This is a genomic window from Micromonospora sp. NBC_01412 (assembly GCF_045040215.1).
Taxonomy (GTDB): Bacteria; Actinomycetota; Actinomycetes; order Mycobacteriales; family Micromonosporaceae; genus Micromonospora; species Micromonospora rubida.
On sequence record NZ_CP109528.1, the window covers coordinates 6,997,279 to 7,018,223 of the forward strand.

Sequence of the window (20,945 nt, forward strand, 5' to 3'; positions counted from 1 at the left end):
CCGCAGGTTCATGCGATGCGCCTGGGGGTGCCGAGGGTGAGCCCGGCGGGCGCGGCGGCCCGTTCCCGGGACTTCTTGCGCAGGTGCGCCATCCACCAGCCCAGTCCACGGATGCCGCAGACCACGACCACCGCGAAGAAGAGCGTGTAGACGACGTTGAACAGCATCAGCACGCCGTAGACCATGGCCACCGACGAGCCGAACATGAACTGGTTCATCGGCTTGGCCGGAGTGGTACCCGGGTCGGTGATCATGTAGTTGGTGAACAGCACGAACGCCACACCGGTCATCACGCCGAGCGCGGAGAACAGGGCGACGTCCCAGATCCAGTGCCGGATGAACGCCTGGATGGCGAAGCCGCCGAGCCAGCCCACGATCAGCGGCACCTTGCGGGTCAGCAGCGCGTTGATCACGGTGCCGGCGGTGACGATGATGATCGGGATCATCACCCGGAAGTAGGTGTTGGCGTTCTCCGTGAACTCGTACGGCGGGGCGATGGAGATCCAGGAGCCGAAGCAGACCAGCGCCATGGTGATGCCGAAGTTCGACGGGTTCATGTAGTGCCGCATCCGGCCGTACACCGGGGCCTGCAGGACGTACTTGCCGGTGACGCCGATGATCACGGCGAACGCGATCGGCAGGAACATGTCGTTGGCGTAGAGGAGCATGTTGCAGGCCAGCGCGGTGATGTGCGAGGGCAGCAGGAACTCGTACACCCGGCGTCCGCCGCCGCCGAGGAACCGGGGGGCCTCCTTCTTGGCCCAGGCCCGGATCAGCTCGAAGGTGATCTCGGCGGCGTAGGCGGTGAGCACCGCGAAGATGGGCCACAGCCACGGCTGCTCGAAGCCGAGCAGGGTGTAGCCGAAGATGTTGAAGACGCTGATGGAGAGGGCGAAGTTGCGCAGGGCCAGGTAGCGGCGGTCGGGCTCCGGTTTGGCCGGAGCGGGGACGACGCGGGCCGCGGGGGCGGTGTTGATGCTGGGGGGTGGGGCGATCGTGGTCATCGGTTCGGAACCTCCTCGACGCGGTCGGTCAGCACGAGGGTGTGCGTTCCGGCGGTGAACTGCTGGCTGGTGCTGTGCTGCTGGCCGGCCAGGTCGCGCCAGCGCAGGTCGACGGTGACCGGGCCGCTGCTGTTGCCGAGCCCGAAGTGGACCTCGAAGCTCCGCTTGCCGGCGTGGCCGCTGCCGCCGTCGAGTTGGGAGATCTGCTTGCGGCCGTCCGGCGTGGTCACCGTGACGGTGGCGCCGTACGCCGGGGTGCAGAGCATCTGGCCCGCCGGGGCGCCGACCGCGGGCCGGTACAGCCGCAGGTTCAGGAAGTTGCCCTTGCTGGGCGCCTCGTTGACGTAGAACGCCGGCGGGCCCCACTGCCGGGCCACCGCGAGGTCCAGGGCGCCGGTGCCCCGGGTGTCGGCGGTGGCGACGCCGCGGGTGGGGATCGGGACGTCGAGCCCGACCTCCTTGGTGATGTTGGCGAACTCGCCGCTGGCCGTGCGGGCGAAGAACGCCAGCGGCTGGCTGCCGGCGATGTCGTCACCGGGTTGCAGGTTCGGCCACATGGCCGGGTTGGACAGCAGGTCGTCGTTCATCATGGCCATCTCCTGCAGCCACGGCCACCGGTTGATCTTGCCCTTGACGAAGCCGAGCGACTGGACGACCTCCAGGTCGCCGCTGTTGAGGAAGTCGCCGAACTTGATGTCCCAGCCCCAGCCGCTCCAGGCCATGCCCAGCGGCCGGGCCTCCTGGGTGAACGGTGCGACGCCCTTGCCCAGCTTGGCGAGCATGTCGCGCTCGTCGCGGGCCCGGTTGATCCAGACGAAGTTGCTCTCCTCCAGGCCCCAGGCCGTGGTGATGTTGGAGACCACCATGTCGAAGTTGCCGTTGCGGTCCAGGTCGCCGAAGTCGATGCCCATGCCCTTGAACGAGCCGTTGCCGAGCACGAACGACTTGGGGGTGGTGGGGGTGCGCTCCCCGATCGCCGCCTTGAACTTGATCCGGCCGGGGGAGGAGACGTTGTGCAGCAGGTGGTTGTGCCCGAAGTCGTTGGCGACGTAGACGTCCGGCAGCCCCCGCGCGGTCAGGTCGGCCGCGCCCAGGCCCAGCGTCCAGCCGGTGGACTTCTTGAACGGCACCGCCCCACGCTCGGCCACGAAGTTCACCGACGGGTTGTCGCCGGTGGTCGCCGCGTGCCAGCGCAGTACGTGCAGGCCGCCGCCGTTGGTGGCGCTGGACAGCGTGTCGTTCATCTCGACGTTGTCCTGGCCCCGGGTGTTGAGCACGTCGGACTCGGGGAAGTAGTTGCCGATCACCACGTCCGGCTTGCCGTCGCCGTCGAGGTCACTGACCAGGGAGGCGTTGGTGTGCCACTTGGGCCCGTGGTAGCGGCCGTCCGGCGAGCTCTGCGGCAGCAGTTCCTGGCGCTGGTACGAGGCGTTGGCCACCGTGGTGGCGCCGGCCTTGCGCAGGAACAGGATCGGCACCCGGCCCCAGTAGGTGACCATCAGGTCCATCCGGCCGTCGAGGTTGTAGTCGCCGGGGACGCAGGCCATCGGCGCCATGGTGTCGTCGATCGGCAGCGGCGCCGCGTCGAGGAGGAACGGCGTGAACTGGTCCTCCTTCGGCGCGGTGGGCGCGTAGGTGACCACCACCTGGTTGGTGCGCACGTCCACGAAGCACAGGCTGTTGGCCCGGCCGTGGTCGGTGAGGTCGTTGAGGGCGATGCTCGCGCCGACCGACGAGATCCACGCGCGGATCTTGTGGTAAGACGGGTTGACGTCCCGGATCGTTCTCTTGGGCAACCGGTCGTAGCCGTCCGGATAGGCGATCGGCTGCTCGGTGAAGCGGTATCGTGAGGCGGCCTGCTCGGCACCGGCGACGGAGACCCGGCTGTCGATGATGAAAAAGAGCGAGGCCACGAGTAGAATCGCGACTATTCCGGGACTGAGCGAGCGTAGGCGTTGACCCAGCACGGTAAGGTCTCCTTACGACAGAGCCATCGGCTTCTGCCAAAGCCGATGGCGTGAACAGGGCAGACGGCGTCGCCGCGGCGGGGGTTCCACGGTCGGTGCCGTGGGCGGCGCGGTAGGGAACGGGGAAGTGTCGCCTGGCGGCATGGCTCCGCCGGCGCGTCGGACCCGGCCGGCGAAGGGCGCTTCTCCGGCCGTTTTCGCCGACGTGGCGAATGTGATTTCTGGGGTGGCTGGTTTCCTCCTGCGGCGGGCGGGGAAAGTGGATTAGGGCGACCGGACCGGGCCCAGGTTCATCGTGCGACGGTGGCCCCGGACTACGCTTCTTTCACATTGCTCCCGAGGTTTTCCCAGCATCTCGCCGTTTGGTTCGCGTTTAGCGGACGGTTTGACGCGCCGGATCCCTTTAGGTCAATCTCGTCGTCTTGACCCGCTGTGTCCACCCGGGGGCCGAAGACGGCAATATGGCGACTGTCTATGGACCGCGCGGTGGCTAGCGTGGGTTGCGGCGCCGCCCGGGCGCGCTGTCTTCGGGGACCACCCTGCCCGGGACCCCGGGAAGAGAGGAAGCCGCCGTGTCTGTCGAGGGATTCTGGAAGGTGGCCGTGGCCACCCCGTTCGGCACCCGCCGTACTGAGCTGGAACTGTTCAGCAAGGACGGTGTCCTACAGGGAATCTCGCGTGGTGAGAAGGAGACGCTCACGCTGAACGACCTCCAGCTGGAGGGCAACCGCCTGTCGTGGTACCAGTCCATCAAGAGGCCGATGCGGATGGACCTGGTCTTCGACGTGACGGTCGACGGCGACGAGATGACCGGAACCGCCCGTGGCGGCCCGATGCCGGCTGCGCAGGTCAGCGGCCACCGCGAGCCGGCCGCCCAGCCGGCCTGAGTCGCCGCCCGGGTCGCCCGACCGCCCCTGGGGTCCGCCCGTCGGGGGCGGTCGGCACCGGAGCGGAACCCCGGCCGGGGTCGCACCTCGGCCCTTCGGGTCCACGCTCCAACCCGGATATGTATTGACTTAAGTGCATTTATCATCAATGGTTTTGGGTACTCGACGCGGGAGCACCCATGACCGAACTGCCAGATGGCACCGAGCACCACCGTTACCTGATCATCGGCGCAGGTCCGGCCGGCCTACAGCTGAGTTACTACCTCCAGCAGGCCGGCAGCGACTACCTGACGCTGGAACGCACGGCCAGCCCCGGCGAGTTCTTCCGCCGGTTCCCCCGGCACCGCCGGCTGATCTCCCTGAACAAGGTGCACACGACGAGCACCGACCCGGAGATTCGGCTGCGCTGGGACTGGAACTCGTTGCTGCACGAGCCGGCCGACCTGCCGTTCTCCGACTACAGCCGCGAGTACTTCCCCTCCGCGGACGACCTGGTCCGTTACCTGGGCGACTTCGCCCAGCACCACCGGCTGGCCATCCGCTACGACACCACCGTCGAACGGGTCGAGAAGACCGACGACGGCTTCCTCGTGCGGGCCGGTGGCCGGCTGCTGCACGCCGACTGCGTCGTGGTGGCCGCCGGCTGGGGGCCCCCGAACGTCCCCGACGTGCGCGGCATCGAGCACGCGGTCGGCTACGAGGACATGAGCACCGACCCGGCCGACTACGCCGGCCAGCGGGTGCTCATCCTCGGCAAGGGCAACTCCGGCTTCGAGACCGCCTCGGCGATCCTCGGGCACGCCGCCATGATCCACCTGGCCAGCCCTCGGCCGATGCGGCTGGCCTGGAACACCAAGCACCCCGGCGACGTGCGGGGCCACCACGGCGCCGTCCTGGACAGCTACCAGTTCAAGACCCTGCACGCGGTGCTCGACTGCGTCATCGACGAGATCCGCCCGGTGGGTGACAAGTACGAGGTGCACCTGACCTACACCCACGCCGACGGCGAGACGGCTGTCATGGAGTACGAGACCGTGCTGCGCTGCACCGGCTTCGCCATGGACACCTCGATGTTCGCCGAGAACTGCCGCCCGGCGAGGGTGCCCAGCGGGCGGCTCCCGGCCACCCGGACCGACTGGCAGTCGGTCGACGTCGACGGGCTGTACTTCGCCGGCACGCTCGCCCAGGACCGCGACTTCAAGAAGGCGTCCTCGGCCTTCATCGACGGGTTCCGCTACAACCTGCGGACGCTCACCGCCCTGCTGCGCGAGCGGTACGAGGGCGCGCCGCTGCCGTACGAGAAGGTGGAGGCCGACGCCGAGACGCTCACCGGGGTGGTGCTGGACCGGGTCAACTGGAGCTCGGCGCTGTGGACCCAGTTCGAGTTCCTCTGCGACGTCATCGTCGTCGACCCCGGCGCCGGCGGGGCCCGCCACTACCAGGACCTGCCCGAGGACCACGCGGTGGAGCGGTTCGGCGGCGAGAGCCACTACTACACGTTCTCGCTGCGCTGGGGCCGCGACGCGTACGTCGACGTGTTCGCCGTCGAGCGGCATCCGCAGCCCGACCGGGCCGCCGAGAGCGCCTTCATCCACCCGGTGGTGCGCCGTTACCGGGGCGGGGAACTGGTCGAGGAGCTGCACCTGCTGGAGGACCTGCTGGCCGAGTGGCGCCGGCCGGACCGGCACGTGCAGCCCCTGCTCGACTTCTTCGCCGCGGATCTGGGGCGGTGACGCCTACCGGCGGACCATGACCTCCGACAGCGGCTTGCGGGTCAGCTCCGGGACGGTGACCCCCTCGGCCGGGTAGCCGACCGGCATCACCACGCAGGCGCGCTCCTCGGCCGGGCGCTCGCAGATCTCGTTGAGGAACCGCATCGGGCTGGGGGTGTGGGTGAGCGTGGCCAGCCCGGACAGGTGTAGGGCGGTGATCAGCACGCCGACGGCGATGCCGACCGACTCCTTGACGTAGTAGGGCTTCGGGGTGTGCGGGCCCTGGTGGACCTCGAACACGACGATGACCACCGGGGCGGTCTCCAGGAACGGCTTCTGCCAGTCGGTGCCCATCGGGGCCACCGCATTCAGCCAGTCGGCCGAGGCGCGTCGGGTGTAGAACTCGACCTCCTCGGCCTCGGCGGCCTCCCGCAATCGGCGCCTGCGTTCAGCGTCGGTGACCACCACGAAGCGCCAGGGTTGCAGGTTGGCGCCGCTGGGCGCCGTCGCGGCGGCCCGTACGGCCTCCTCGACGACGTCCAGCGGCACGGGTTCGGCCGAGAATTGTCGCACCGACCGGCGGGCCGCCATCTGGTCGGCGAACGCCCGGGCGGTGCGGTTCATCAGCATGGGTTCCAGCCTGTCCAGGTGGAACGGGGTGGTCGCGATCTGGTTCACGGAAAGCCTCCATCGGCAGGTCAGGGGCCTCTCCAGCATTACTCACGGCACCCGCCGCTGGTTGCGCGGAATTGCCCAGATCGCCGGTCGGGGTCAGCCCGCGGTCTGCTCCGCCAGGTGGTCGACGACGTCGGCGAGCGTCCCGCCCCGGCGGGCCACCGACCGCTGGTGCCGCGCCCCGGTGCCGTCGGCTCCCAGCCGCTCCAGCCATCCCGCGACGAGGTCGTGCTCGCCGTGGGCGCGCAGCACCGGCTCCACCATGTCCAGCAGGTCGCGGGCCAGCGCCGTCGCGGGCCGCAACCGGCCCGTGCGCGGGTCCACGCCCTCGCCGTCCAGGCCGTCGCGGGCCGCCCGCCAGTAGGCCGCCCGCAGCAGCTCGCCGGCGACGTCCGGGGCTGGCTCGCCGGCCTCCACCGCGGCCGACAGGTGCACCACCAGCGCCCGCACCAGCGCCGCGTACCGCGCCGAGTCCTCGGCGGTGACGGCGGAGTCGGCGACCCGGACCTCCAGGGTCGGGTGCCGCTCCGAGGGGCGCACGTCCCAGAAGATGGTGGCCCGGTCGACGAGGGCGCCGGTGTCCAGCAGCCGCTGCACCACCTCGTCGTAGTGCTCCGCCGAGTCGAACACCGGAGGCGGACCGGCCACCGGCCACCGCCCCCAGACGGTGGTGCGCCAGCTCGCGTACCCGGAGTCGCGCCCGTCCCAGTACGGCGAGTTCGCGGTGAGGGTGAGCAGCAGCGGCAGGTACGGCCGCAGGTGGTTGCCGACCAGCACCGCCCGTTGCCGGCTCGGCATCTCCACGTGCACGTGCAGCGCGCACAGCGCCAGCTCGTCGTGCAGGCCCCGGTACGTCTCGTTGCCCCTGCTCTGGCGCGGGCCGACGGTCATCGGCGGCGGCACCGCCCCGGCGACGGGGGCGGTGCCGGTGGCCACTACCCGCAGCCCGGCCGTCCGCGCGCAGTCCGCGATGACCTTGCGGGCCTCGGCGAGCTGGGCGGCCAGCTCGCCGAGCGTGTCGCAGGCGTCGGTGCGGGTCTCCATCTGCAGGGTGGTGATCTCCCCGGAGACCCGCTCCCCGAGCAGCGCGGACGCCGCCCCGACGACGTCGGCGGCCCGGGGCGCCGGGGCGCGGGTGACGGCGTCGACGACCAGGAACTCCTCCTCCACCCCGAAGCGTGGCGGCGCGGGCTGACGCGTGGTGGGGGTCATGGGGCGGTCGTCCTCCCGCTCGCTGCGCCGGCGGCCACGGACGTGGACCGCCGGCGGATGGGCAGCGGCGCGGAAACCGGGCGGCGCGCCGTCTCGACGCACCATTATGGACGGGAAGCCCGCCCCTGGGAGCAGCGACGCGCGTCAGAGGCGTGCGGGGACGCCCCGGCCCGCGGCGACGTGGCCCCGGCGCGGCTGCGTGAGCACGCCGGCGACCGTCGCGGCGAGCAGGGCGGCGCGGTCGGGCATCTGGGTGACGTCCACCCACTCGGTGCGGGCGTGTGACCCGCCACCCACCCCGCCCAGGCCGTCCAGGGTGGCCACGCCCAGCGACCCGGTGAAGTTCGCGTCGGACGCCCCGGCGGCGTGCGCGGCCTCCAGCGGCGGCAGGCCCAGTTCCCGGCCCGCCCGCCGGGCGATCTCCAGCAGCGGCGTCGCCACCGCCTCCTGCAGCGGGTACCGGTTGATCCCGCCGCCCACCACGAGCGCGGCGTCGGGCAGCCAGGGGGTCATCGCGCGGATCAACCGGTCCACCCGGTCGAGCTCCTCCCGGGTCCAGGCACGCACGTCGACGCAGAACGTCGCCGACTCGGGCACCTGGTTGCTGATGCTGCCCGCGCTGAGCACCGTCGGCGTGACGCTGGTGCCCTCGGCGGCGAACGCCCGCACGGCCAGGACCTGGTGGGCCAGCTCCACGGCCGCGTTCACCCCCCGGTGCGGCTCCACGCCCGCGTGCGCGGCCCGGCCCCGTACGGTGATCTCGTACTTCGAGCCGCCCTTGCGGGCGACCTTGACCGCGCCCGTCTCCGTGGACGGCTCGCCCACCAGCACCGCCCGCGACCGCCGGGCCTGCTGCTCGATCAGCGGCCGGGACGTCGGCGATCCGCTCTCCTCGTCGCAGGTCAGCAGCACCCCCACCCGGGAGGTGTCGGGCAGCAGCGACAGGGCGGTGACCATCTGGACGATGCCGGCCTTCATGTCGCACACCCCGGGGCCGGTGGCGATGCCGTCGGAGAGCGCGAAGGGCCAGTCCTGCACGGTCCCCTCCGACCACACCGTGTCGTAGTGCCCGAGCAGCAGCACCCGCTGGTCCTCGGCCGGCCAGAGCAGGTGCGGCAGCCCGTCGCGCATCACCCGCACGGCGGGGCGGCCCAGCACCGGGCTGATCCAGCTCTCCAGCAGGTCGGCGCAGGCGTGCAGATGACGTATCTCCCCGGGTGGGGATTCCTGGTGCACGAGTTGGCGAAGTCGGTCCACCATGGCCCCGGCCTGTGCCAGGGCCCCCTGCCGTATGTCCATTGTGTCGACCATGGACCCGATCGTGGCAGCGCCCCGTACGCAGCGGCAATACGCGTCCGTGCCCTGCTCGTGGCGCTCCGTGTCGGCCCAGGTGCCGGCTCTGGGGGCGGCACGCTGGGAGAGATCGCGGCCCGCGTCGCCGGCCCGAACGGGCACGCTGGAAGAAGCGGACGGGCCGCCGGGCCGGCACCATGCGCAGCAGGACCGCGTAGCCGTCGGCCGCGGCCTGTCACGCCGAGGAGAACATGTGGCACACATCGATCTGGGTCTGGACGAGGCTGAATACCCGGGGATCACCGGGCTCATGCGCTACCGGCCGGAGACCGCCGTTGCGCTCAACGCGCTGGCCGAGGCGCTGCTGCACGCGCCGCACCCGACCCTCACGGCCGGGGAGCGGGAGCTGATCGCGGCGTACGTCTCCGGGCTCAACGACTGCACGTTCTGCTGCTCGTCGCACTCCGCGTTCGCCGCCGCCCAACTCGACGGCGGCATGCCGCTGGTGCGGCAGGTCCGGGCGGACCTGGACGCGGCCGAGGTGTCGCCGAAGCTGCGCGGCCTGCTGCGGATCGCGGGGGCGGTGCAGGAGAGCGGGCAGAAGGTGAGCGTGGAGCTGGTCGACGCGGCCCGCGCCGAGGGCGCCACCGATCTGGAGATCCACGACGCGGTGCTGATCGCCGGCGCGTTCTGCATGTTCAACCGCTACGTCGACGGGCTCGGCACCCGGCTGCCGGAGGACCCGGTCGCCTACGAGGAGACCGCACAGCGGATCAAGATCGGCGGGTACGTCGGCTCGGCCTGACCGGAGCGGGCACCGGCGGGCGCGGGGACGCGTCCGCCGGCACGGCGGGGTGCTATCACGCGTTGTACGGCATGGTGGGGAACCAGCCGTAGTCGAACATGGCGGGCAGCCGCACGTCCCAGTAGACGACCATGAACACGCCCAGCGCGATCAGCAGCGCCCCGGTCACCGCGGCGGTGCGGGTGGGGCTGCCGGCCAGCCACTGGATGAACCGGCCCCGGGTGGCCACGATGATCAGCGCGAACAGCGCGGCGACGATGGCGATGTTGCCCAGCGACTGGAGCACGAACGCACCCGCGCCGTAGAGCGGGTTTCCGGTGTCCACCGCCCAGTGGAACAGCTTGTTGAACAGCGGGTACGGCCGGCCGATGAGGAACCCGCCGACCAGCGCGCCGAGCACCACGACCCGGGCGACCGGGCGGTGCGCGAACGGGTCGGGCAACGTGCCGAGCGCGGCCAGCCCGAGGTAGACGAAGGCGAGCCCGATCACGCCGAAGACGACCATCGACTGGATCAGGCGCACCGGCAGCCCGCCGACGGTGTCGGTGGACAGCTGCGGCAGCCGGTCGCCGAGCAGCACGCCGACGAAGCCGTACACCGCGGAGACCGCCACCATCCCCACGGTGAGCCAGCCGACCGGCCGCAGCAGGCCACGCAGCCCGGCCCGGGTGGCCCCGGCGCCGCCGGCCTGGCTCATCGGGCCGACCGCGGCGGCCATGGCGATGTTGCACGCCGTGAACGTGCCGGCCAGGCCGGAGACGAACGCGAACACCAGGCCCGCGATGGTGCCGCCGATGGCGGTGGTCTTCGCGTCGTGGCCCAGCAGGGTGTTGGCGACGTTGTCGCCGATCACGTGGTCGACGAACTCGTACGACCACAGCACCGCGAGCAGGACTCCCGCCGCGACACCGCCCAGGACGATCCGCCCGCGCGCCTGCGGGCGGGTGTGCGCGGCGACGTGGATCGCGCGCCCGCTTCCGGTGACAGTCATGGATGGATTGTGGGGACGGTTCCGCCCGTTGGCTTCTTCGGTATTGCCGAATTCGCGGCGGCCCCGACGGCAGCCGTGGCGGCAGGACGGCAACCTGGAACAAGTGCCAGGCCCGGGGCGTCGTCCATAGTGGATTTATGTCGGTCACCCCGAATCAGTGGCGCCGCGTCCGAACCTCCGTGCCCGTCGTCCTGGGGCGGCTGCTCGACCTCGTCGAGGACGCCCCGCCCGACCGGGCCGCCACCGCACACTGGACGGTGGCCGACACCATGGCCCACCTGTGCGGCGTCGCCGCGATGGGCCTGTCCCTCGTCCGGGGTGCCCCGCCCGACCTTCCGGTGCCCGGCCTGCTCGACCTGCGCCGCCGTACCACCGTCGACACCATCTCGGTGATGAACGCCGAGGTGCTGCGGCATTTCACCGAGCGGCGCCTGCCGGTCCTGGCCGACCGGTTGCGCGCCGACGTCGAGGAGGTGCTGCGGGCGGTCGGGGAGACCGGGCCGGAGCACGAGGTGTCCTGGCTGGGCGGGGCCCGGCTGCCGGTCACTGGACTGCTGGCCCACCTGCTCAACGAGCTGAACATCCACTCCTGGGACATCGCCCGGGCGCTCGGGAGGCGCTGGATCGTCGACCCCGCCGACGCCGCGCTCTTCGTGGACCTGTTCCTGGTCGACATGACCCGCCGCAGCTACGGCCGGCTGCTGGACCGCGACGCCCCGGCGCGCCCGGGACGGATCTCGGTGAACTTCCGGCACCGCTTCGGCCCGGAGGTGACCCTGGCCCTGGTCGACGGACGGGTGTCGGTTGAACCGCCGGACCCCCGCCCGGACGTCCGGCTCTCCTTCGACCCGGCCACCTTCACCCTGATGCTGTTCGGGCGGGTGCACCGGGTGCGCGCGGTGCTCGCCCGCAAGCTGTCCGTCGGCGGGCGGCGGCCCTGGTTGCTGCCCGTCTTCCTGCGGACCATGCGGATGCCGTCCTGACCGGACCCGTGGCCGGCGTCCCCGACCCGTCGGGCGCACCGCGCAATACGGAAGAAGTACGGCGCGGCGGGCGGTGCGACGGTGGGGTGGACACGGTCCACGGACCGGAGAGCCTTCAAGGAGGAAATCGTGACGATCACTGAGACCCCTACGCGTGAGGAGATCCTCCGCCGGGTCGCCAAGGCCGAGCCGGTGATCCGGGAGAACATCGCGTGGTCGGAGGAGAACCGGCGCCTGCACGAGGCGACGGTCGAGGCGATGGCCGAGGCGGGCATCTTCCGGATGCGGGTGCCCAAGCGGTACGGCGGCTACGAGTGTGACGGCGCCACCCTGGTCGAGGTCGGCACGGCGCTGGGCCGCATCGACGGCTCCGCGGCCTGGGTGGCGATGGTCAACTGGATCCCCACCTACCTGGTCTGCATGTTCCCCGACGAGGTGCAGGACGAGGTGTTCTCGACCCCGGACGTGCGGGTCTGCGGGACCAACGCCCCCAAGGGCACGATGGTCCCGGTCGAGGGCGGCTACCTCCTCAACGGCCGGTGGCCGTTCGTCAGCGGCGCGCACCACGCGCACTGGATGGAGGCCGCGGCCGTGATCCTGCGCGACGGCGCCGAGCCGGAGCCGGTCATGACCATGGTTCCGATGTCGGACATGGAGTTGGTCGACGACTGGCACACCACCGGGCTGCGCGGCTCCGGCAGCATCACCACGGTGGCCACCGACGTCTTCCTCCCGGCCGAGCGGGTCATCCCGCTGGGGGCCGCACTCGGCCCGGACACGCTGTCCGCCACCAACCGCAACATCCCGATCTACTCCACCCCGGCCACTCTGGTCGCCGCCGTCTCCGGCGCCGGCATGCTCGCCGGCATGGCCAAGGCGGCCTGGGACAGCTTCTTCGAACGGCTGCCCGACCGGAAGATCATCTACACCGACTACCCGAGTCAGGCCGAGGCCCCGCTGACCCACCTGCGGGTCGGCTCCGCCGCCCACAAGATTGACCAGGCGGTGTTCCACGCCCGCCGGATCGCCGAGGTCGTCGACCACAAGGCGTTCAGCGGCGAGGCGTGGACCGTCGAGGAGCGGGTCCGGGTGCGCGCCGACCAGGGCGAGGCGGCCCGGCTGGCCCGGGAGGTCGCCGACATCTTCCAGATGGCCAGCGGCGGAACCTCCGTCTACAACGACGTGCCGATCCAGCGCATCGTGCGGGACCTGACCTCGGCCGCCCTGCACGGCCTCGTCGTCCCCGACGTCAACACCGAGTTGTACGGCCGGGTGCTGTGCGGGCTGGAGCCCAACACCCTCTACCTGTGACGCCGCCGCGCCGCGAGGGCCCTTCCACCGCCATGGTGGGAGGGCCCTCGCGGCGGTCCGGCCCGACCTCCCCCGCCCCGTCGCCCCCGAGCTGACCAGGTGAGGTGTACGATCCGGCCCCGCCACTGGATGCGCAACTGCGAGCTGGACGCCACCCTTGGCATCGTGGATGCGAGCCGATGGCGGCCTTATGGGCCGCATCGGCGGCACGGTAGAGTGCCCCCGTGACGGACTTCCGGATCGGCGAGGCGGCTGAACTGCTCGGCGTCAGCGCCGACACGGTGCGGCGCTGGGTCGACGCCGGCCGCCTCGCCGCCCCCCGCGACGAGCACGGCCACCGGGTGGTCGGCGGCGCCGACCTGGCCGCGTTCGTCCGCGCCGCGGCCGCCGCGCCCGAGGAGCACGCCGAGCTGTCGTCGGCCCGCAACCGGCTGCGTGGCATCGTCACCGCCGTGGTCAAGGATGCCGTGATGGCCCAGGTCGACATCCAGGCCGGGCCGTTCCGGATCGTGTCGCTGATGAGCCGCGAGGCGGTCGACGACCTGGGCCTCCAGGTCGGCTCGGTCGCCGTCGCGGTGATCAAGTCGACCACGGTCGTGGTGGAACGGCCGGCCCCGCACCCCCCGCGAGGAAGGACCGGCCCGTGACCGCACGCGGGAACCCCGGGACCCGTTGGACCCGCGCCGCGCTGGCCGGGGCGGTCGCCCTGGCCCTCGCCGTCCCCGGCTGTGCCGGCGGGTCCGACCCGTCCGCAGGCGGCGACGGGGTGCACGGCCCGGTCACCGTCTTCGCGGCGGCGTCGCTGACCGAGTCGTTCACCCGGCTGGGCGCCGAGTTCGAGGCCGCTCACCCGGGCACGACCGTCACCTTCAGCTTCGCCGGCAGCTCCGCCCTGGCCACCCAGGTCAACCAGGGCGCACCCGCCGACGTGTTCGCCGCCGCGTCCCCGGCCACCATGCGCACGGTCACCGACGCCGGCAACGCCGACGGCTCCCCGGTCACCTTCGCCCGCAACCAGCTCGTCATCGCCGTGCCGAAGGGCAACCCGCGGTCGGTGGCCGGGCTCGCCGACCTGACCCGACCCGGGACGAAGGTCGCGCTGTGCGCCACGCAGGTGCCCTGCGGGGCGGCGGCCCGCACCGCCCTCGACGCCGCCGGCGTGCCGCTCACCCCGGTCACCCTCGAACAGGACGTCAAGGGCGCGCTGTCCAAGCTGCGCCTCGGCGAGGTCGACGCCGCGCTGGTCTACCGCACCGACGCCGCCGCCGCGTCCGAGGTGGACGCCGTGGAGTTCCCCGAGTCCGCCGAGGCCGTCAACGACTACCCGATCGTCGTGCTCCGGCAGGCCGGCAACCCGGCCGCCGCCCGGGAGTTCGTCGCGTACGTGCGGTCCGACCGGGGCCGCGCCGCGCTGACCGCCGCCGGGTTCCAGCCCCCACGGGCCTGACCTGCGGTGCTACGAGCCCACTCGGCGACACCGCGCCGCCGCGTCCCCGGGCGGCGGATGCCCGTCGCCCTGTTCGTCCCGGCCGGGCTCGGGCTGATCTTCCTCGTGCTGCCCCTCGCTGGGCTGCTCGCCCGCGTTCCGTGGGCCACCCTGCCGCAGCGGCTGGCCGCGCCGGGGGTGCTCACGGCACTGCGGCTGTCCCTGCTCACCGCCACGGTCGCCACGCTGGTCTGCGTCGTCCTCGGCGTACCCCTGGCGTGGCTGCTGGCCCGGGTGGAGTTCCCCGGCCGGCGGCTGGTCCGGGCGCTGGTCACCGTGCCGCTGGTGCTGCCGCCGGTGGTCGGCGGCGTCGCCCTGCTGCTGGTCTTCGGGCGGCGGGGCCTGCTCGGCGGCTGGCTCGACGCCACCTTCGGGATCACCCTGCCGTTCACCACCGCCGGGGTCGTGCTGGCCGAGGCGTTCGTGGCCATGCCGTTCCTGGTCATCGCCGTCGAGGGCGCGCTGCGCGGCGCCGACGTCCGGTACGAGGAGGCCGCCGCCACCCTCGGGGCCGGCCGGTGGACCACCTTCACGCACGTCACCCTGCCGCTGGTCGCCCCCGGCGTGGCCGCCGGGGCGATGCTGTGCTGGGCCCGCGCCCTCGGCGAGTTCGGCGCCACCATCACCTTCGCCGGCAACTTCCCGGGCCGCACCCAGACGATGCCCCTGGCCGTGTACCTGGCCCTGGAGACCGACCTGGAGGCCGCGATCGTGCTCAGCCTCGTCCTGCTCACCGTCTCCGTGGCCATCCTCGCCGGGCTGCGCGACAAGTGGACGGCCGGCCCGTGACCGCCGCCGCGCCGCCCGGTGGGCCGGGCACCGGCGACCCCGTCCCGCCGCTGCTGGACGCCCACCTCGTCGCCGACCGGGGCGGCTTCCACCTCGACGTCGCCCTGCGGGTAGGTGCCGGGGAGGTCGTGGCACTGCTCGGCCCCAACGGCGCCGGCAAGACCACCGCGCTGCGCGTCCTGGCCGGCCTGCACCCGCTGACCGCCGGCCACCTCACCCTCGCGGGGGTCGACCTCGACCGACCCGACCGCCGGGCGTGGACCCCGCCGGAGCGCCGTCCGGTCGGCGTCGTCTTCCAGGACTACCTGCTCTTCCCGCACCTGAGCGCCCGGGACAACGTCGCCTTCGGCCCGCGCCGGCGCGGCGCCGACCGGCGGGCCGCCCGGGCCGTCGCCGACGCCTGGCTGGCCCGGGTCGGCCTCACCGAGCACGCCCGGCGCCGGCCCCGGCAGCTCTCCGGCGGGCAGGCGCAGCGGGTCGCGCTGGCCCGCGCCCTCGCCGTCGATCCCACCCTGCTGCTGCTCGACGAGCCGCTCGCCGCACTTGACGCCCGCACCCGCCTGGACACCCGCGCCGAGCTGCACCGCCACCTCGCCGCCCACCCGGGCGCGACCGTGCTGGTCACCCACGACCCCCTCGACGCGCTGGTGCTCGCCGACCGGCTGGTCATCGTGGAGGGCGGGCGGGTCGTCCAGACCGGCGACGCGGCCACCGTCACCGCCCGCCCCCGCACCGACTACGTCGCCCGCCTGGTCGGGCTGAACCTGCACCGGGGCCACGCCGACGGCCACCGGGTCCGGGTCGGCGGGCTGACCCTCACCGCCGCCGACAGCGTGGCCGGCGAGGCGTTCGTGGCGTTCCCGCCGGCCGCCGTCGCCCTGCACCCCGCCCGGCCCGACGGCAGCCCCCGCAACACCTGGCCGGCCACCGTCGCCGGGGTGCAGCGGCACGGCGACAACCTGCGCGTCCAGCTCGACGGGCCGCTGTCCGTCGCCGCCGACGTCACCCCGGCCGCCGCCGCGCAGCTGCGGCTGGTCCCGGGCCGGGCGGTGTGGGCGGCGGTCAAGGCCGCCGAGACCCGCGCGTACCCGGTGGGGCACTGACCTGCCGCTGACGCGGACATGCAACAGGAACGCGCCGGCCGGCCATAGTGGGTTGTGACGACTCAGGTACGGCCCACCGACTCCGACCTCTGGGCGGCGGTCGCCGCCGGTGACGAGAGCGCGTTCGGGCTGCTCTTCGATCGGCACCACCGCGCCGTCTACAACCACGCCTTCCGGCTGACCGGCTCCTGGTCCACGGCCGAGGACGTCACCCAGACGGCGTTCCTCACCGCGTGGCGGCGGCGCGGCGACGCCAGGATCGTCGACGGCTCCACCCTGCCCTGGCTGCTGGTCGTCACCACCAACACCGTGCGCACCGAGTGGCGGTCCGCCCGACGGTGGCTGGCGCTGCTGCGCCGGGTGCCGCCCGACCGCCACACCGCCGACGACCCGGCCGACGAGGTCGCCGCCCGCCTCGACGACGAGCGGCGGATGACCCGCCTGCGGGCCCTCGTCCGCCGACTGCCGAGAGCGGAACGGGAGGCCGTCGCGCTGTGCCTGTGGGCCGGCGTCCCGTACCCGGAGGCCGCAGCAGTCCTGGGCGTCACCGAGGCCGCCGTGCGGTCCCGGGTGAGCCGGGCGCGCGGCCGGCTGGCCCGCCTGACCGCCACCGAATTCCCGGAGGGGAGATCATGAACGACATCCTTGACCCGCCGGCCGAGCGGGACCTGCCGCCGGCCCGCGCCGCCCGGATGCGCGCCGACCTGCACCAGACCCTGCGGGGGCGGCCCACCCGATCCGTCCGCCTCCGGCTCGCCGCCGCCACGGTGGCGGTGCTGCTGGCCGGGGTGGGGGTGGCGGCCACCCTGGAGGGGGAACCCGGCGCCGGCGGCGCGCAGGTGCTCGCGATGGGCCGGGCGGAGCTCTCGGGGAGCCTGCTGCGGGCCGCCCGGCAGTGTCTGACCTGGACGAAGGGCGGGGATTCGTCGTTGACCCTCGACGACCTCGCCGTCGCCGTGGAGCGTGGCGACCGGGCGATGGTGCTGTTCATGTCCGATGCCGGATACCTCACCTGCGAGGTGACCCGGCAGGGCGGTGGGGAGCCGAGCGGCGGGTCGAGCCACGAGCGGTGGCCCCGGTCGGACTGGCTGCCCGGCCCGGTGCAGCGGCTCCTGCTCACGTCCTCGGAGCCCAGAGGTGGGGACGTCGCGGTCAGCGGCCGGGTCAGCGCCCGGGTGCACCGGCTGGTGCTCGACCACGGCGACGGGCGGACCACCACCGCCCGGATCTCCCGGGGCGCGTTCGGGCTGGTCACCCACGCCAGACCCGTGACCGGGAGGGCCGAGCTGGTCAGCTACGACGCCGCTGGCGGCGAGCTGGATCGCCGCCCGCTGTTCCGCCCGTCGGACCGGTTCGACCACTGCTACGCGACCCCATCCGGTGAGGTCATCTACGGTCCGGCCGGTACGGACTGCCGACCTGCGGAACGTTGGACCCGGTAGCCGCCGGGCCCAACGCAGGACCGGGGGACCTCACCGGTGGGGGAGCGGGGCGTCCTGCCCCCGGTTGCCACGCCGGGCCCCGGCGTGGCTCCGGCCCGCCGAGGAGGGTACGCCTCGACGGCGGGCCGGACGCGGGGTCAGCTCGCGGTGCAGGAGGGGGTGCCCGACGGCGGGGTGCCGGCGCCCTGGAAGCCGAACTCGGTCGACTGCCCGGCGGTGAGCCGGCCGTTGTAGCCGACGTTGGTGAACCGGACCGTTCCGGTGGTGCCGCTGTTCTGCGCGTTCCACGCGTTGGTGACCGCCGTGCCCGCCGGCAGCGTGACGGTGGCCGCCCAGCCGTTGGTGCCGGACGAGCCGGCGGTCACCCGCACCGTCGCCACGAAGCCCCCGGTCCAGGTCTGCAGGGACAGCGACGCCGTGCAGCCCGCGCCGGGCGGCGGGGTGGTCGGGGGAGTGGTGGTCGGCGGGACGGTGGTGGGCGGGGTGGTGCCGCCGTTCAGCGCGTCCAGCGTCGCGGTGTACGCGGCCTTCTTGTTGCCGTTGCCGTCGAACAGCAGCGGGGTGCCGCTGGCCCGCCAGGAGTCGGTGTCCCGGATGCCCCACACCGAGATGCCGGTGCAGCGGGACACCGCCAGGCACGCCTTGACGACGGTCGCGTACGAGGTGGCCTGAGCTGTGCCGGAGCCCTCGATGTCCAGCTCGGTGATCTGCACGTCGAGGCCGAGGTTGGCGAACCGTTGCAGGTTCGCCTGGTAGTCGCCGGGCACCGGGGACGCGCTGTTGAAGTGCGACTGGAATCCGACGCAGTCGATCGGCACGCCCCGGGCCTTGAAGTCGGAGACCATCGCGTACACCGCGTTGGACTTCGCGTTCTGCCCGTCCGTGTTGTAGTCGTTGTAGCAGAGCTTCGCGCCCGGGTCGGCGGTGCGGGCGGCGCGGAACGCCACCTCGATCCAGTCGTTGCCGGTGCGCTGGAGGTTCGAGTCGCGCCGGGCGCCGTTGCCGCCGTCGGCGAAGGCCTCGTTGACCACGTCCCAGGAGTGGATCTTTCCCTGGTAGTGGGTGGCGACCTGGGTGACGTGGTTGACCATCGCCGAGCGCAGCGCGCTGCCGCTGAGGTTCTGCGCCCAGCCGGGCTGCTGGGAGTGCCAGGCCAGCGCGTGGCCCCGGACCCGCATGCCGTTGGCCTGGGCGTGGCTGACGATGCGGTCGGCGCTGGTGTAGTTGAACTGGCCCTGGGACGGCTCGGTGGCGTCCCACTTCATCTCGTTCTCGGGGGTGACCATGTTGAACTCGCGGTTCAGGATCCCGACGTACGTGGAATCCGACAGCTTGTTCGCCGCCACCGCGGTGCCGAAGTAGCGGCCCTTCTCGGCCGCCGAGGTGGCGAGGGTGGTGCCGGCGCTGGCCGCGGTGGCCAGGGCCAGCACCGTGCCGGCGGCCACCGTGCCGACGGTGGCGGAGATCAGCGCCGCGCGTCGGCCCGGTCGAACCCTGGCGCTTCCGCGGTCGCGTACTGCTGAGCTGCTCATGCCTGACTGCCCTCCGGGGGATCGAAGTCGTCGCGCGGCCGACGACATCAGCGACTTTCGATACAGGTTATCGAGAAGTTTCGGAAAGCTCTAGTCCGACATTTGCCGGTCATACGTGGCCAACGACGCCGAAAGTTTCGGAACCCTGCCGGCGGGGCGGTCCGGTCAGAGCACCTGGGCCAGGAAGCGGCGCAGCCGGGGGTGCTCGGGACGCTCGAAGATCGCCGCCGGCTCGCCGGCCTCCAGCACCACCCCGCCGTCCATGAACGCCACGGTGTCGGCGACCTCGCGGGCGAAGCCCATCTCGTGGGTCACCACCACCATGGTCATGCCGCCCGCCGACAACTCCGCCATGATGCCCAGCACCCCCTTGACCAGCTCCGGGTCCAGGGCCGAGGTCGCCTCGTCGAAGAGCATCACCTGCGGCTGCAACGCCAGCGCCCGGGCGATCGCCACCCGCTGCTGCTGCCCGCCGGACAGGTGCGCCGGCCGGGCGTCGGCCCGCCCGGCCAGGCCGACCCGCTCCAACTGGGCGCGGGCCACCTGCGCGGCCTCGTCTTCGCCGAGCCGCTTGAGCCGGCGCAGCGCCAGGGTGATGTTGCGCAGCACCGTCATGTGCGGGAAGAGGTTGAACTGCTGGAACACCATGCCGACCCGCTGGCGCAGCGCGTCCGGGTCGTCGCCCAGCACGCTGCGTCCGTCCAGCAGCACGTCCCCGCGGTCCGGCTCGATGAGCCGGTTGATCGTACGCAGCAGGGTGGACTTGCCCGACCCGGACGGCCCGATGACGCAGGCCGTGCCGCCCCGGCCGACGTCCAGGCTCGCGCCGCGCAGCACCCGGTTGGCGCCGAAGGCGAGGTGCACGTCCCGCACGCTCAGGCTCACCGGGGTCGTCGTGCCGGTCGCGGTGCTCATCGCTCGTCCTTTCCCGTGCTCGCGCGGGCGGCGGCGTCGCCGGGCAGCGCGTTCTGCCCGGCGAGCGCCAGCGCGCCGTCGTCCTCGGCCGCCGTGGCCGGCCGGCCCTGCCGCAGCCGCCGGTCGATCCAGTTCACCGCGTGGGTCAGCGGCACGGTCAGCGTCAGGTAGAGCAGGCCCGCCAGCAGCAGCGCCGACTCGTTGCCGGTGGTCGCCGCGTGGTCCTGCCCGATCCGGAACAGCTCCCGCTGGCTGGCCACCAGGCCGAGGAAGTAGACCAGGCTGGAGTCCTTGATCAGGGCGATGAGCTGGTTCACCCAGGCCGGCAGCACCCGGCGGACCCCCTGCGGGATGATCACCAGCCGCATCGCCTCGCCCCAGGAGAACCCCAGCGCCCGGGCCCCCTCCAGCTGGGCGGCCTCCACGCTCTGGATGCCGGCCCGGAAGATCTCCCCGATGTACGCCGCCGCGATCAGCGACAGCGCCAGGATGCCCAGCGGGTACGGGTTCGGCCCCCACACCTGCATGCCCAGCGGTGCCAGGCCGACGCCGATGAGCAGGATCGTCGCCGCCGCCGGCAGGCCGCGGAAGACGTCCGTGTACACCCGCGCCGGCCAGCGCAACCACCGGGTACGCGAGATGCCCGCGACCGCCAGCAGCATGCCCAGCAGCGAGCCGAGCAGGGCGGCCGAGACCGCCAGGATCAGCGTGTTGGGCAGCCCGACGGTCAGCATCTCGGGCAGCGCCGCACGCATGGAGTCCCAGTCGAAGAAGGTCTCCCACAGGGTGCTCAGTGGATCCATCAGTCGTCTTCCCGTCCGCCCCGCTCGCTGGTCAT

At 72.7% G+C, this 20,945-nt stretch carries 20 protein-coding genes; 11 read left to right on the forward strand and 9 right to left on the reverse strand.

The window, feature by feature from the left end:
- Positions 1–8: 8 nt before the first annotated feature.
- Positions 9–1,004, reverse strand: coding sequence for an enediyne biosynthesis protein (locus OG617_RS30475; protein WP_405096346.1), 996 nt, complete (start codon positions 1,002–1,004; stop codon positions 9–11).
- The gene (locus OG617_RS30480) at positions 1,001–2,917 is read right to left on the reverse strand and encodes a CRTAC1 family protein (protein WP_405096347.1); all 1,917 of its coding nucleotides are present in this window, start codon (positions 2,915–2,917) and stop codon (positions 1,001–1,003) included. The genes OG617_RS30475 and OG617_RS30480 overlap by 4 nt, the downstream gene beginning before the upstream one ends.
- 626 nt (positions 2,918–3,543) lie before the next feature.
- On the opposite strand from OG617_RS30480, the gene OG617_RS30485 reads away from it, so the two are divergent.
- Positions 3,544–3,858 carry a hypothetical protein gene (locus tag OG617_RS30485; RefSeq protein WP_405096348.1) on the forward strand — a complete coding sequence of 105 codons (315 nt, stop codon included), beginning with the start codon at positions 3,544–3,546 and terminating at the stop codon, positions 3,856–3,858.
- Between the two features lie 179 nt (positions 3,859–4,037).
- On the forward strand, positions 4,038–5,591 hold the full coding sequence (locus OG617_RS30490) for an NAD(P)-binding domain-containing protein (protein ID WP_405096349.1): 1,554 nt from the start codon (positions 4,038–4,040) through the stop codon (positions 5,589–5,591).
- A gap of 3 nt (positions 5,592–5,594) precedes the next feature.
- Here OG617_RS30490 and OG617_RS30495 read toward each other — a convergent pair whose 3' ends face one another.
- The 3 genes from OG617_RS30495 to OG617_RS30505 form a co-directional block, all read right to left on the reverse strand.
- A complete protein-coding gene (locus tag OG617_RS30495; protein ID WP_405104015.1) occupies positions 5,595–6,194 on the reverse strand; it encodes a nitroreductase family protein in 600 nt (199 codons plus the stop codon).
- 147 nt (positions 6,195–6,341) lie between these two features.
- Positions 6,342–7,457: a glutamate--cysteine ligase gene (locus tag OG617_RS30500; RefSeq protein WP_405096350.1), complete on the reverse strand. Its 1,116-nt coding sequence runs from the start codon at positions 7,455–7,457 to the stop codon at positions 6,342–6,344.
- 144 nt (positions 7,458–7,601) lie between these two features.
- On the reverse strand, positions 7,602–8,756 hold the full coding sequence (locus OG617_RS30505; RefSeq protein ID WP_405096351.1) for a M20/M25/M40 family metallo-hydrolase: 1,155 nt from the start codon (positions 8,754–8,756) through the stop codon (positions 7,602–7,604).
- 247 nt (positions 8,757–9,003) lie between these two features.
- Between OG617_RS30505 and OG617_RS30510 the strand changes: the two genes are divergently transcribed.
- Positions 9,004–9,555: a carboxymuconolactone decarboxylase family protein gene (locus tag OG617_RS30510; RefSeq protein WP_405096352.1), complete on the forward strand. Its 552-nt coding sequence runs from the start codon at positions 9,004–9,006 to the stop codon at positions 9,553–9,555.
- Positions 9,556–9,610: 55 nt separating this feature from the next.
- Here the strand turns inward: OG617_RS30510 and OG617_RS30515 are convergent, their stop codons facing one another.
- Positions 9,611–10,546: a hypothetical protein gene (locus OG617_RS30515; protein ID WP_405096353.1), complete on the reverse strand. Its 936-nt coding sequence runs from the start codon at positions 10,544–10,546 to the stop codon at positions 9,611–9,613.
- Positions 10,547–10,725: 179 nt separating this feature from the next.
- Here OG617_RS30515 and OG617_RS30520 point away from each other — a divergent pair, with 179 nt between their 5' ends.
- The 8 genes from OG617_RS30520 to OG617_RS30555 all read left to right on the forward strand — a co-directional run bounded on the left by OG617_RS30520 (position 10,726) and on the right by OG617_RS30555 (position 17,660).
- Entirely contained in the window at positions 10,726–11,529 is an 804-nt protein-coding gene (locus tag OG617_RS30520) for a maleylpyruvate isomerase family mycothiol-dependent enzyme (protein WP_405096354.1), read from the forward strand.
- Between the two features lie 126 nt (positions 11,530–11,655).
- Positions 11,656–12,840, forward strand: coding sequence for an acyl-CoA dehydrogenase family protein (locus tag OG617_RS30525; protein ID WP_405104016.1), 1,185 nt, complete (start codon positions 11,656–11,658; stop codon positions 12,838–12,840).
- Positions 12,841–13,064: 224 nt separating this feature from the next.
- Positions 13,065–13,487, forward strand: a complete 423-nt coding sequence (locus tag OG617_RS30530; RefSeq protein ID WP_405096355.1) for a molybdopterin-binding protein — start codon at positions 13,065–13,067, stop codon at positions 13,485–13,487.
- On the forward strand, positions 13,484–14,287 hold the full coding sequence (gene modA / locus OG617_RS30535; protein WP_405096356.1) for a molybdate ABC transporter substrate-binding protein: 804 nt from the start codon (positions 13,484–13,486) through the stop codon (positions 14,285–14,287). Before OG617_RS30530 ends, modA begins: the two co-directional genes overlap by 4 nt.
- 57 nt (positions 14,288–14,344) lie before the next feature.
- On the forward strand, positions 14,345–15,115 hold the full coding sequence (locus OG617_RS30540; RefSeq protein WP_405096357.1) for an ABC transporter permease: 771 nt from the start codon (positions 14,345–14,347) through the stop codon (positions 15,113–15,115).
- On the forward strand, positions 15,112–16,218 hold the full coding sequence (locus OG617_RS30545) for an ABC transporter ATP-binding protein (RefSeq protein ID WP_405096358.1): 1,107 nt from the start codon (positions 15,112–15,114) through the stop codon (positions 16,216–16,218). Before OG617_RS30540 ends, OG617_RS30545 begins: the two co-directional genes overlap by 4 nt.
- 54 nt (positions 16,219–16,272) lie before the next feature.
- Positions 16,273–16,854: an RNA polymerase sigma factor gene (locus OG617_RS30550; protein ID WP_405096359.1), complete on the forward strand. Its 582-nt coding sequence runs from the start codon at positions 16,273–16,275 to the stop codon at positions 16,852–16,854.
- Positions 16,851–17,660: a hypothetical protein gene (locus OG617_RS30555; RefSeq protein WP_405096360.1), complete on the forward strand. Its 810-nt coding sequence runs from the start codon at positions 16,851–16,853 to the stop codon at positions 17,658–17,660. The genes OG617_RS30550 and OG617_RS30555 overlap by 4 nt, the downstream gene beginning before the upstream one ends.
- Before the next feature lie 137 nt (positions 17,661–17,797).
- On the opposite strand, the gene OG617_RS30560 is transcribed toward OG617_RS30555, so the two are convergent.
- The 3 genes from OG617_RS30560 to OG617_RS30570 all read right to left on the reverse strand — a co-directional run bounded on the left by OG617_RS30560 (position 17,798) and on the right by OG617_RS30570 (position 20,910).
- A complete protein-coding gene (locus OG617_RS30560; protein WP_405096361.1) occupies positions 17,798–19,192 on the reverse strand; it encodes an endo-1,4-beta-xylanase in 1,395 nt (464 codons plus the stop codon).
- A gap of 165 nt (positions 19,193–19,357) precedes the next feature.
- The gene (locus OG617_RS30565) at positions 19,358–20,107 is read right to left on the reverse strand and encodes an amino acid ABC transporter ATP-binding protein (protein ID WP_405096362.1); all 750 of its coding nucleotides are present in this window, start codon (positions 20,105–20,107) and stop codon (positions 19,358–19,360) included.
- Positions 20,104–20,910 carry an amino acid ABC transporter permease gene (locus OG617_RS30570; protein WP_405096363.1) on the reverse strand — a complete coding sequence of 269 codons (807 nt, stop codon included), beginning with the start codon at positions 20,908–20,910 and terminating at the stop codon, positions 20,104–20,106. Before OG617_RS30570 ends, OG617_RS30565 begins: the two co-directional genes overlap by 4 nt.
- Between the last annotated feature and the right edge of the window lie 35 nt (positions 20,911–20,945).